Source organism: Mycoplasma sp. 5912 (assembly GCF_054353835.1).
In genome coordinates, this window is record NZ_JBTHHI010000002.1 from 16542 (window position 1) to 30893 (window position 14352).

Genomic DNA, 14352 nt, shown 5'->3' on the forward strand with positions numbered 1-14352 from the left:
ATTTTATCAAAATTTGATAAAATAAAATGTACTATATTTAGTTTGCTAATGTTATATTATGAATGAAAAATAACCATAAATAACTACATAAATTTTTTATGAATTTATGTTTATTTCTCACCTAAAAATATTTTAATCGGAGATATCAATGAAAAAGAAATTATTTTCTATTTTAGTTCCCACTTCTTCGCCTGTTATCTTTATTGCTGCATGTGCAAATACAAATAATAATGATGATTTCCCAAAGCAAAAATTTTATTTTTTAGATCCAGATGATTTTATGAATCTAAAGAATAAACTACAAAATGATTATCAAGCAAATAAAGAATTAATAACAAATAGAAATTTTATCGATAGTTTGTCAAAAAATGTTATTTATTTTAATGAACTAAAATCGCAAAAAGATGATGAGAAGTTAAGAGATAGTAATGATGTTAAAGATAAGTATCAAGAAATTATCAAATTCCTTAATTCTTCTTCTTTTGATTATAAAAACATAAATAATTATTTTAGTAATTTGCTTCATGATTTAGACAATTTAATTAAGAAAATTAATAAAGATAATGCTCAATCAGAATTAAGAAAGCAAATTACTAAAATTTTTAATCAAAATAATAATGATTCTTTTAATAATATCAAACAACAAATTTTTGAATCAATACCTAAAAATATTAACCTTTTTTCAAATAATGAATTTCAAAATAAACTCAATGAAAATTTAAAAACTTTTAATTCCAATTATAAGAATTTACAAAATTTAAGTAAATATAGTTTTAATAATGAAGTACAAATAAGTCAATCTGATTTTAATATTAATAATTTTATAAATTCTAAAAGTATGGATTTTAATTCTCTTAATCAAAAATTCAGTGAACTAAATCAAATTCTAAGCGATGAATTAACACGAAAACAGAAGATATTAGACGATAAATTAAAAAATTATCACAACGAAATTAAATCAATGAATATTGATTATAAATTTGATGCAAATTTAATCAATTATTTAAAAACTAAATCTAATTCTTTATTTGTCAATGCCCAAGATGAACAATTTTTATCAACTGTTAATTATATTAATCAGCAGATCAAAGAAATAGAAGAATTTAGAAAACAAAATTCCATTATTTTTAGTGATGTAATAAAAGTAGTTGTTAATAAATATCTTCATTTAAAGAATACTAATTTTGATTCATTAGCTACATTAAATGAACTAAAAGATGAAGTCAAAAAAGTTAACAAATTAATTACATCCTTTATTATCTTAAATAACTATCGTTCAAAAGATATTATTAGATATGCTGAAGCATTAAGTCAAAAAATAAATTCAAGTAAATTTCTAACAACAAAACAAAAAGATGTTTTATTAGATCAATCGAAAAACCTTGCTAATACCTTACAAGTTCAATATTTAACAAATGAAATAAAAGCACAAGAAAGTAATTTTGCTCAACTAAAGAAAGATTTTATTCGGCAAATAAATGCAAATAATCAATTTAGTACATCAATAAAAACCTATTTTAAAACTCGAGCATATAGCAAAGACAGTTTGCAAGAATTTAATGAATTCAAAGATTATCCATTGCAATTTATATTGCTCTTAGAAAATCTTAAAAATGAACTACAAAAAACCGATGATGCTATTTCTGCTAAACATGCAAATGCTAAAAAATTATTAGATCTCTTTTTATCTGATTCTGCGATATTATTTAGCAAAATTTATAACAGTGAATTAAATACCTTAGAAGACTTTGATGTTGAAAACATAGATACAAATGTTTTGAGATTAAATGATTTTTATTACACTTTAAAAAGGTTTAATGAAAAAAATATAGATATAAATAAAACATATGATAATTTATCTTCATTATTATTAGAACAAATAGCAAAACATAACACTGTTTCGCTTGCTAAAGATCCAAATGGATATGATGTTAATCAATATTTACATTCAGGTTCAATAAACTTAAATAACTATCGTGTCTTCTTAAACGAAGGCGATGATGATGTTTTTGATTTTGATGTAAGTAATTTAGAATTAAAACAAAATAATCCGAATATCCTTGTAGTTACATTAAATGTATTTTTAAAAAGCAATCGTTTTATTAAAGCAGAAATTAAAAAAGAAATACCTTTTTCTAATGATATTAAACCTTTTATAAACAAAATTATATTAAACAATCTCGATCAATTTTACAGTGTCGATTATGAATCATTATCAAAATTATCCTTGGATGAATTTATCAAACTTACTGATAAAAAGGTGTTTTTTAAACCCAGAATCAATGGGATCGAAAACTTCTTTAACTTTGATATAGAAAGTTATCAAAAATATCAAGACAAGCATCTATACTTTAAATTTAATGTACTTTTTAATAAACAAATCATTAAGACTGCTATTATCCCAACATTGAATACTGTTGATTTTCTTGAAAATAATGCACCTACATCTCAACAAGATGCTAAGGATTTAGCAGAAATTCAAAAGATATTAAAAGGAAGCAAAGAATACTTTTATAGCATCTTGAAATTTAAACATAATGCATATTATACACATGCACAATATTTAGCTTCAGATGCAATAAAAGCTTTTGATGATGTTTATGATTTACCAAAATTTGGTAAATATCAGATTTTTATCAAGGATGTAATCAATATAGATAATTATAATGCAACTGCTGATTTAATTTTATGATATAAAATTAATGGTAAAGAAGCGCCAATTAAGTTTTTAGGTGATTTATATGCAAATCCGATTCATATGATTAACTTTAAACTACAAGACTTTTTTGATATAAAACCCAAAAATGGTGACAATTTTACAGAAAGTGATTTTGATGGATATAAAGCAATTGATGCAAATGATGCCAGAATCTTTGATAACTTAAATGAAGCCAACATTCAGCAAGTAAGAGTCAATGGACAAGTATGAGGTAATGGTAATGTAAGTAATTATTTTAGTATCATCAATGCAAGAGATTTTATACAACAAAGACACTTTTTTACAGCTAGTTATTTCTTTAAAATTGAATCAGGAAGTGCTTCAAATAAAACAGATAATAAGGATTTATCGACATATATTCCATTTGGAACAGGTAATTATGACAAAGATGTAGTTATATATCCGATTAACAATAATGATATCAACCGTATTAGAAATAGATATTTTACTTATTATTATGACTTTAAATTAGTTGGAAAAAGAGGTTTAAGTTTTAGAATCGGTTTTATTGATAAGCAACATCAAGATCGCAGATATTCACCAAATCAAACTTTTACCTTAATAAACTTTGTCAATGATTATCAACAACTGCATTATCCACAAATAATGCTTAATAACCTTACTTATGATGATATATCGGTTGATAATAATAAACTTGTAAAACACACTATTTCATACTATCAATCACACCTAGATGATTTAAATCAAATTATCAAGATTAAAAGTAATAACGGAATTTTAACCTATCGCAACTTTGATTTACCAGCCTCAGAAATAAGAATCGATGAAATTCAAGCAATTGATGCAACATCTGCTTATATTCGCTTTGGTGTTAATACATTCGATGGAAGCAATGCTTCTGGTCATGTAAAATCATTAAGTTGATTTAAAATAAATGGTTTTAAAACAGAAAATCCAAGAATGCCACATCAAAATCCTGTTTATTCAAACAACGATGCAAATTCATTAAGAACAATTTTTAATGCACCTAATAATGTTCATCGCGAAAGGGTTCTTGAACTTTATTGAAAAGATGCATTGTGAAGTATAAACAAAGAAACAAATACAATTTTTTGAACACTACAACACAAAATTCTTGATCCGATGTTTACACAAAACACATCGAATCGTAAATTAATTCTTAGTTTCAACGGTGGAGCAATAATACAAAATGGATATAATATTAGTATTACAGAAAATCCTGCTTTTGATGTTGAATTTGATTATGATGAAATTAAAGAAAAGCAAATTGTAAATGTTGCTGTAGATGTAACTAAAAATAAAAAGAAATTTACATTTATGGTACAAGCAAGTTGAAATAATAATAATATCGATTTTGCCTTATGAACCAAGAATCCAGCAAATAAAATTATAATTGATCCCAGAAATGCAACATCATCGGTAACAAAAGAGCTATCTGGATATAAGTTTTTATTTGCTAATGGTGCTGCTACTTTAAAAGTCAAATATGATTCAACACAACAAATAGAAGATTTTCATTGAAATACTAATGCATTTGATTATTCAAAAATAATGGCTAATACTTTTAATCAACCTTATTTATTCTATAACAAACCTGAATATCTTTTTGATCATAATATCTATAATCCAAACCAAAATGTTACCTTTAAATTTCATGATGGGTATAAAATGCAACTTGAATCAATTCGATTAAAAGAATATGGTAAATACAGTGAATTAGTTCGTGCAATTATCGGTAGATCAATTGCTTATAGCCCTGGAGGAGCAATTGCTACTGCATCAATGCTTGGTAAGGTTAATAACGATCCAAACGATGGAAGATTTTATGTAATCACTAACCATCATGCCCAATCAAGTGGGATTTGAGATTTTTCGCTAATATCAGGTAAAAACTTATTCTTTAGAACTAGTGATATCACAATATCTGCTCCATTTTTACAAGAAGTTACATATGCAACACGTGGTCGCTATGGATGAACCGATTATACAAGTGCAGGTGGTAATGAGGCAACCACCATATGAATCGGGATTCAACAATATAACAATAATGGTGATCCACTATTAAACACTAATCGTACCCCTGAACGACTCGATGCTACTATTATTATTGTAGATATTAATAAACAAATTGCAAAAGCAAGAAACGAAGGCAAATTTGATTTAGCCTTATATTTAGAAAACTGATTTAAATTAAATAATGCAAAAATTAATTACACCTGAAAATATAACAATATGAATTCACCTGTAACAAAAGATGTTGCATCAATTAGTTATCCAAGAGCAAATCAAACAGCTATTTTTGATCACCGTCCGGCTCGATACTATGTTGATTCAACATTAGGGATGGATGTTGGATACCAACAAAATTATGCTCCATTTTACTCAGGTGCTGGAGCATCCGGAACTGGTAGATATATCGGTGATGATTCATTTGCTACCTTATGAAATTCTGGTGTTGGTTTTCTCTACTCGGTAAGTTGAAACTATGATGCATTAAATTACAACTATTTTGGAGTTAACTGAAACGGTGAACACCCATTTGAACTTAAAAACAAACACTCATTTGCTTCTCAAATTATTCGTGCAAATGCAGTGAATCCAAACAAATATGCTTTGCCTTGGTTTATGAAGCAAATAAAGGAGAAATAATGAAAATTCGTAAATTTAAAAAACTATTTCCATTTCTAGGACTTTCTTCTTTATTTTTTGTTTCTGCTTCGTATACACAAAATCATACATCGCATGTTAGTTATAACATTGATCCAGAAGTTAAAGAAATTAATTATTTATACAAAAATTATGTTTTAAACAACCAAATCAACTTGGTTGTTGAAGATGGTATTTCTAATGGTGCTATTGATTTATTGCAAAATTCTTTTAAAACTAAGAATTTTCAAGTTTCCTTAGACAAACAAATTGAAGTTGGCAAAACTAATATTCTTATCGGAAATTCAGGTAATTCTGATAAATTAGTAGATAATATGATTGCAAATGATATTGATTTTAACAATGATATTCAATTTAAAAATGATGCGTATTTATTAACAAGTAGAGATAATATCATAACTGCTTTTGGTTTTAAACAAGGATCAGAATTTTATGCAGCCGCAACATTTACTCAAATCTTTAACCAACTACAAAACCGCACCATTGAAAGTTTTATCATTAAAGATTATTCAGATTACAAGGATCGCGGAATCATTGAAGCTACAGAAAATAACAACTGAAGCAATAATGAACGCTTTAAATACCTTGATTATGCTCAAAAACACAAACTTAATATGTATTTTTATGGTAATTATTACGATCAATACCTTAATTCTGATTGAAAACAATTATATGATGATAAACAACTTAATGAATTTTTAATTCCTTTTGTTAATAAGAGTTTAAAATCTAACATACAACCTGTTTTTATTTTCAATATATTTAAAAACAATAAGATGACTAGTGAATCATTAAGTAGTGATTTTGAGAACTTCAAAGCAAAAATACAGCAACTAATTGCTAATAAAATCACTAAATTCGGATTTATTATTAATAACAGCAGCGAGATAAATTTAAACATATACCAAGAGTTCTTTAGTAGATTTAACAATTGATATCAAGGCTTACAGATAGATAATAAAGATATTTATATCTTACTTGATAACCTTAATATCATCGATAACTTTGCTAATAATGTTGCAAATTCTGCAGCTGATGTAACAAACTTTTTTGCAAATATTCCGAATGATTTTAAGATTATAACGACCACAAAAGATTCATATGATAAAGATTTTATTGATAATCTTGCTAATTTAATAAATAACAAAAATATTATTTTATGAAACAATTCTCTAAATTCAACATCTGCTCAAAATAACTTTGATCTCAGTGGATTTACAACTAATATAGATAAATATAAAAATATTAATGGGATTTTATTAAATCCATCATTATTTTTTGAAAATGCACAAATTCCTTTATACATGTTAAGCAACTACTTGTGAAATGCTAATAATGCTGATTTTAAACAACTTTATAACACTGCTCTTGATGATATCATCGGTAATAAATTAGAAAACAAAGAACTTATCAAATTATTCAAAGATTTTGCTTCCAATATCTTTATAAAGGATCGAAGCAATAATACAGATATAGAAAGTAAACTAACAAATTTACAAAGTTTATTATCTTCTCAAAAATACAATATTGAAGATGTTTTAGATATCCAAAATTATTTTAATTCATTAAATGATAATTTAAACAAACTTGTAGATTACTATTTTCAAAATTCATTTATCACAACTTTTTCTCCTTGAATTAATGCATTTATCGACTTAAATAATGCTCTTATAAATTCTTTGAATGCATTAATTAATCTTAAAACTAATTCAGATAACCAGTTTGCTAATAACCTATTTTTAGCACATAAAAACCTTATTAAAGCAAATACTAAACATCAAATTAATGTAAATCAAACAACAATTAATCCTCAGATTAGTCCTAAAATTTTACAACCTTTTATAAATTATCTTTTATCTACCTTAGATGATATCCAAAATCAAAAACTTCATTTTCATCAAACAACTATAAATGATGTACAACAAACATTTATAACTAGTCGAACTGATATGCCAAATACTGGTGCTGGAAATATTTTTGATCCACAAAACAAAGATCAAATGTTATTTACTAACCCTAATAGAATTAATAAAAATGACTATTTTGGTGTTGAGTTCTCTAAACCATTAACTTTAAATTCTATTTATATACAAATGAAAGATGGGCGCAATCATTTCTTTTATTCTAAATTACAATATCGATCAATTAATGGTATCTGAACAGATGTTAATAATCAAATTTATCAAAGATTTCATGATAACATCGAACCTATTCAGTTAAATAACTTAAATATCAAAAATGTTAGTGCTGTAAGACTTATTGCAACACAAAATAACCCCGAAGAGGCTTGATTAGGTATAACAAACTTATTAATTAACCAAGAGCAACTTGATGCAAATAAAAACAATCACAATGATTATACCGAAGATACAACCGATGAATCAAGCGATTTATGAAAACGCGAAGGAAGCATCGATTCAATTAAGGATGATGATTTTAATACCAACTGAGCATTTTCGGCACATAGTAATACATCGGCATTCTTACAAAATCAATCTGTTGCATTTATGCTTCCAGAAAAAAGATTAATAACCAGAATCGATTTAATCCAAGGACAACCTAACGGTAGAGATCGTCTAAGTAACTTTAAAATAGAATATTATGATGATGCATCGCATTCATGAAAACTTTTTAGTTCAAAAAATGATTATGGTAATTCATTTAACATCCAAGCTCATGGATATGCAATAACTAACAAATTTAGATTTGTAAATAACACTACTGTTAATAATTCTTGATGAAGAATTACTAGATTAAGGGTAGGTTATGATAACCCAAATCAAAAACAAGTTTTAACACCAGGATTCGAAGGAACTAGAATTTTAGGCCGAGAAAATGTTAGAAGTTCAAATCAAAACAATTCTATTGGTTTTATTACTGATAAAACTGAATTTACTTCAGCTGTTTTAGCAAATGATACAAATAACGGTTATATAAATGCAAATCAAGGTTTTAAAGTAGATTTTAAATATCCAAGTAAAGTTGCTTCAATAAGTATCTTACAAAATCCTAATAATAAACTTTCAAATGTTAAAGTTCAAGGGATTTTAAATGGAGAAACTGTTAATATTTTAGATAATGTATCTTTAAATGATGATTTGACAAAAATAAATTTACCTATAAATACAGGTATTTTGACCGGAATCAAAGTTTTATCAACTCAAAATACACAGAGTTATTGAGAAATAAAATCTTTTGATGTCGAATTTAATGGTGATAATACCAATAAGTATTTATATACATCATTAAAAAATTCTAATAATATTACAACTTCTGAATATAATGGAACATTTAGATTATTTTCTTTAGATACTCAAAGTCAAAATCATAATTATCAACTTAATAAGGGCGATTATATTGGAATTGACTTAAAGAAAAATTATCAAATAGCAAATATCGACTTATATTGATCTGAAAACAAGAATATCAGTTTGCTTACATCGGTTAACGGTATTGATTGAACTGAATATAACCCAAATACTGCTGCTAGATACATAATTTTATTTAACAATAGCGATAAAATTGCAACTGCAGCATTTAATCATATGGTTATTTACACACAAAACCAAGAACCTTTTGGCAGATTAATTGACACTAACATTAGCAATAATTCAACCGATACTTTCAAAACTAATGCTGCCTTTGATTCTGATTTTAATTCTGTTGTTAAAATTAGCAAAAACTTACGCAGACGCGACTTTTTAACCTATGATTTAGGTTCAAATATTAATTTACATTCAATAAAAATCTTTTCAGATTTGAATAATATCAACTGATTAAGAAATGCAGATATCCAAGTGTCAAACGATAATATAAATTGAACTACAATCTATTCAACACCAACTTATGATACTAAATTTACCTTTAATAAGTTATCTGATACAGATTATGGGTTCTATGATGCTAAATATCCAAATTATCGTTATTGAGGTGTAGATAAATTAAATATAAATGCCCGTTATATCAAAATCTTTATTAATGATAACTATCCAGAAAATCACGGATTAAACTTTAACGAAATAGTTATTAATGATGGTAAAAATATTTTAAATAATAAAATCGAGGGTTTTTCTGGAACAAATATAGATTCACAAAAAGATTATGGTGTTTTAAATCTACTTGACCAAAATTTAGATACTTTTTATAAACCTATTTCTGAAAATGGCAGCTTAACATACGATTTTAGTTATGATACATACACAAACAAAAATCTTGAAATTTTTGCTTTAACCCCTGCAAATGCACAAGTATCAGCAACCATTTATGATGAGCAAAATAAAACTAAAAATACCGTTATTTTAGGCAATTTACTTGCTTATAGCACCGGATTTATTTTACCTACTAATGAACATCATAAAATAATTTCAATCAAGATAAGTTGAAGCAATTTAATACCACAAATTTCTCAAATTGTCTTTGTCGATAAACCCGATACACCAATCAATGTTGATAAATCCAAGTTAGAAAAATTACTTGCAGCAAAAGATGTTAATTATCCAAAATGAACTAATGTAGATATGCAAGCATATGATGAAATATTTGCTAAAGCACAATTGGCAAATGCTTCGGAATACCTAAATCAAGATACTATTAATTATATGATTTTGAAACTTAATAATATTATTTCAAATGCTCATACAAAAGTGGATTTAAGCCAATTATCAACATTAATTTCTAATAAAGTTGATAATAGCCAGCATCAATATACAAACTTATCATATGAGCAATATTTAACTATCTATAACAAAATTTTGGATATTATTAATAGCAAAACTGAAATATCAATAAATGCAGCAAATGATTTGATCAATCTTTATAATCAAGCAAAAGATAATTTAAAAAACTCCATTTATAATCAAGAAAATGTTCGTTTAGATTTAAGGGAATTTAAAAATTTAAATACCAATATTTATACAAAAGAAAGTTTAAATGAACTTAAGGATGTTGTTGATAATATTAATCAACAATTAAGTTTAAATACAAGTGAACAAGAGTATAAAGAGTTAAATAATACGTTTATCGATAAATATCAACAACTTAAATATAACCAAAATGGTAATAGTATTCAAACATATCAAAACAGTATTAAAAATAAATTTATTGATATTTTAAAAAATCAGTGACCAAATTGAATGCAGTTATCAAAAGATTTAAATAATGAATTTATAGTTAAAGATGCAATAATAACTGATCCAAATACATCACAAACTGCAAGAGATATTAATATCAATTATCTAAATAACTTGTTTAACAAATTTACACTAGATAAAAGTAATCAAATTCATTCATTGCAGCAAAAGTTATTTATCAATCCGAACTATAAATATATTTTTTCAAATGATGTAATAAAACAAATGGATGCTTTATCAAAAGATACTGAGAATAAAATTAAAAATAATACCTTAAAATATGATGATATCGAAAAGATACTAAAACAATTAGATGTTTATAAAAGTAAAATAGACAAAGATGGTATAAATAAATTAGTGGAAGAAATTACTTTTTCGGATGAGAAAAAACTTTATTATAACATTGTAAAAACTAGAAATTCATCAGAACAATTACTCGGGATAATAGATGCTATTAAAAGGGTAATAAATACCGACAATAAAATGATGAATGATTTAGTTACTCTAATCAATAAAGTAAATGATTCAAAGAAAAAATCAGAATTTTTAAACAAAAAAGCTAATATACATACTGAATTACAATGAAATAATCTTTTAGATGATGTAAATAGCCAAATTATCAGAGAAAAACCTAATAATTTCTTGAATATTGGTTTACCGATTATTCTTGCTCTAATAATTACACCAACTATTTTATTTACCTACTACTTTGCTTATAGATATTTTTCAAAGAAAAATAATTCAAAATCTAGAAAATCAACATCCTAGGATGTTGATTTTGTGTAATTGTCTTGTGTATTAGCAAAGGTTTTGATAAATGTAGTCGATTACCTTGTCTATATTGCTTGTATCAAAGAAATTAATTGCAAATTCTTTTAAATTTTCAGCATTTTTAAGAATACTCTTGATTATATTTTTTTGTTCTAACTCAGTTCCGACATTTTTCTTTAAGCAACTGTGACAAACAGGACATAATTTCACCAGATTATCTATGTTATCTAGCATCTGATTATTAGAAAGTGAAATATTATGATGAATTTCAAAATAATTTCTGCTTGTTTTTCTGTGCATAAAAGTTCTATGTTCAAGTGGATATCGATTGATGCACCCATAGCAAACATCAGGAGTATTCAACAAAATGTAAGATACTAATTGTCTGTTACGGTTTACTTTTATATCTAGTGATTCAGTTTTAAATAATTCATTTCTTAGTTTTTTAACATCATATGATGATAGATCTTTATCTAAAACCAGTGAAATAGAGAAATCAATTACAGAATTTAATTTATTAGGTTTATTCTGATATGACAACTGACATTCAATGAAATTTAATTCATCTATTTTTATAGCTTTACCAAACGAATAATTACTTAAAATGATTTTAAATTTATAGTTATTTATAATTCCGATCTGATTTATATATCACTTTAAATTAATTCTTAATTGTGTGTTTCGTCGATTAATATTTTCAACAAACTGTTTTGTAGTTGTCTAAAATTGATATTCAAAACTGATATTGGAATATTAAATACATCAGTTAATAATTTGATCTTATTGAGCTGAAATTTACTGTTATAAAATAAATCAATACTTAAAAAATTCAGCGATGTATCTATGCTACCTCTACTTTCAAAAAATCCTCTAATAAATCATTTTTTAGGTCCTGTTATACTTTCGCTTTCATTAAAATCTGATGTTTGAAAAATCTTAGAATATAAACGATTAAAAAGATTATTTTAAGTTAAATTTAGATCGTTTTGTATTAACAAAATAGCTTTTTCTTTTCCATTGAAAGCAAAATTAGTATATTTATAGTTTTGTATATATTTATGATAATCAATTCAGTTGTATCTAGTATCAAGGTTTTTGATAAATTGTAGATATTGATTAGAATACATTAAAAATTCTTGCTTTGATGAATTAACTTTCTTGGATTCTTGATATGAACTAACAGCAGCAAAGTATTTATTATCTTTTGAAACTAAAATTCTACTCATTAACATCCCGTATAAAAAAGGATGAATATCTTGATCTAATAACTTGCTAACCTTTATCATCAAATAATCTCTTTTCTGCTATCTTATAGTATTTTTCATCAATTTCTATTCCAATAAATTTTCTATTATTTTTTATCGCCGCAACTCCTGTACTTCCACTCCCCATAAATGGATCTAAAACAACATCATCTGTATTTGTATGAATATTTATAATTTCTTGCATCAATGCTAAACTTTTTTGTGTCGGATGTTTACTTCTTTCATTTCCTGATACAATCGGGAAAGAAAACAAGGATCTTAAATAGACTTTATCATCTGGTTTATTAAAAACCCATTTTGAACCTTTTTTAACGGCTCAGATGGCAAACTCCATATCTTGCACATAGCGACGCTTGATGTTTCTGGGCATCGGGTTATTCTTTTGTCAAATTAAAACATCTTTAGTTATAAATCCTACCTCTTCTAATTCTTTTATGATGAAACTTATATATTTATACGAACAAAAAAACAATAAAACTTCCATTTTTATTAATTAGCTTTGAATAAGGTTTAATCCAAGAAAACAAATCAAAATCGATATCTCATGATCCAAAATATACCCCTTGTCGCTGGTTATTCAAGGTATTGAAATTATGGTTTGTTGATATATTATAAGGGGGATCACAGATAATGTGATTAACTTTAATATTCTCTTTTTTAAGCTGATTTATCATCTCATATGCATCAGCATGATAGATTCTAATTTTTTCTTGCATTAATTTCTTCCATTTCTAAATCAATATAATCTGCTATCGCTTTAGCTAGCATTGGAGGAACTGCATTACCTATTTGTCTGCAGATACTTGTTTTAGGACCATAAAAAATAAAAGTATCTGGAAAACTTTGGATTCTGGCTGCTTCTCTTGGAGTAATAGCACGATTTAATACCGGATGTGAATTTCTTCCATTTGATGGAGTATCAAAACGGGTATCAATTGTGGGGGATACATCATTTCATTTTAATCTTGCTCATGTAGTGTTGAATTGTTGTTTACCTCATAGGTGTTTAGGTAAAAAACTTTTATCCCCTTGCTCTGGTATCATAGCAAGTTTTTCTAAAGCGATATTTGAATGTTTAGTTGCAATATGATTATACAACTTATCTCCTCTTAGATTTTTTTGGTAACTACTTAGTGGTTTATATAGATACTCACTTTGAAAACTGCCTTCACCAGAATTCAGATAATTTAAATCAGAAATAGCATCATAAACACTTATGTGTTTATCAATATTAGATTTGGGGAGCAAAATCTCTTTATCTTTGCATCCAATAATAATTGCACGTTCACGATTTTGTGGAATCCCAAAATTCTTTGCATTTAAAACTCCATAAGAAACATAATAACCTAAATCAGTAAACATTTGATAAATTTGCTTAATAAAATATCCTTTCTGTGCATTCAGTAGATTTTTAACATTTTCAATGATAAAAATCTGAGGACTTATATTCTTTACAATATCAAAATATTCTAAAAATAAGAAATTTCTTGGATCATCAAATCCTAAATTTTTTCCTTTGAGACTATATCCTTGACATGGAGGGCCACCGATAATCATATTAATATTAACATCTTTTGATTTTTTGATTATCTGTTTTTTGATATCTATATTAGATATATCACCACAAATAACTTCTGAATCAGGAAAATTATTTTTAAAAGTATTAGTAGCATTTTGATCAAAATCTACTGCTATTAATGTTTTAAAATTAGTATTTTGTTCAAATCCCAATGAAAATCCACCTGCTCCACAAAATAAATCTAAGATTCTATACTTCATTTTTTTCCTTTATTTTTAATTATATCTTATTTTAATCATT

General features: G+C 25.8%; 7 protein-coding genes. 2 read left to right on the forward strand and 5 right to left on the reverse strand.

What is annotated here, in order from left to right; all coding sequences use genetic code 4:
* Nucleotides 1-148: 148 nt before the first annotated feature.
* Nucleotides 149-5350, forward strand: a complete 5202-nt coding sequence (locus ACXYRP_RS00760; protein WP_458615003.1) for an MGA_1079 family surface serine endopeptidase — start codon at nt 149-151, stop codon at nt 5348-5350.
* Nucleotides 5350-11265: a beta-N-acetylglucosaminidase domain-containing protein gene (locus ACXYRP_RS00765; RefSeq protein WP_458615004.1), complete on the forward strand. Its 5916-nt coding sequence runs from the start codon at nt 5350-5352 to the stop codon at nt 11263-11265. Before ACXYRP_RS00760 ends, ACXYRP_RS00765 begins: the two co-directional genes overlap by 1 nt.
* Nucleotides 11266-11295: 30 nt before the next feature.
* Here ACXYRP_RS00765 and ACXYRP_RS00770 read toward each other — a convergent pair whose 3' ends face one another.
* The 5 genes from ACXYRP_RS00770 to ACXYRP_RS00790 all read right to left on the reverse strand — a co-directional run bounded on the left by ACXYRP_RS00770 (nt 11296) and on the right by ACXYRP_RS00790 (nt 14312).
* Nucleotides 11296-11808, reverse strand: coding sequence for an HNH endonuclease (locus ACXYRP_RS00770; protein WP_458615005.1), 513 nt, complete (start codon nt 11806-11808; stop codon nt 11296-11298).
* Nucleotides 11809-12233: 425 nt separating this feature from the next.
* Complete coding sequence (locus ACXYRP_RS00775) at nt 12234-12554, reverse strand: hypothetical protein (RefSeq protein WP_458615006.1); 321 nt, start codon at nt 12552-12554, stop codon at nt 12234-12236.
* On the reverse strand, nt 12541-13005 hold the full coding sequence (locus ACXYRP_RS00780; protein ID WP_458615007.1) for a DNA-methyltransferase: 465 nt from the start codon (nt 13003-13005) through the stop codon (nt 12541-12543). The genes ACXYRP_RS00775 and ACXYRP_RS00780 overlap by 14 nt, the downstream gene beginning before the upstream one ends.
* Nucleotides 12986-13249 (reverse strand): hypothetical protein, encoded by a 264-nt coding sequence (locus tag ACXYRP_RS00785; RefSeq protein ID WP_458615008.1) that lies wholly within the window; start codon nt 13247-13249, stop codon nt 12986-12988. Before ACXYRP_RS00785 ends, ACXYRP_RS00780 begins: the two co-directional genes overlap by 20 nt.
* A complete protein-coding gene (locus ACXYRP_RS00790; RefSeq protein WP_458615009.1) occupies nt 13233-14312 on the reverse strand; it encodes a DNA cytosine methyltransferase in 1080 nt (359 codons plus the stop codon). The genes ACXYRP_RS00785 and ACXYRP_RS00790 overlap by 17 nt, the downstream gene beginning before the upstream one ends.
* Between the last annotated feature and the right edge of the window lie 40 nt (nt 14313-14352).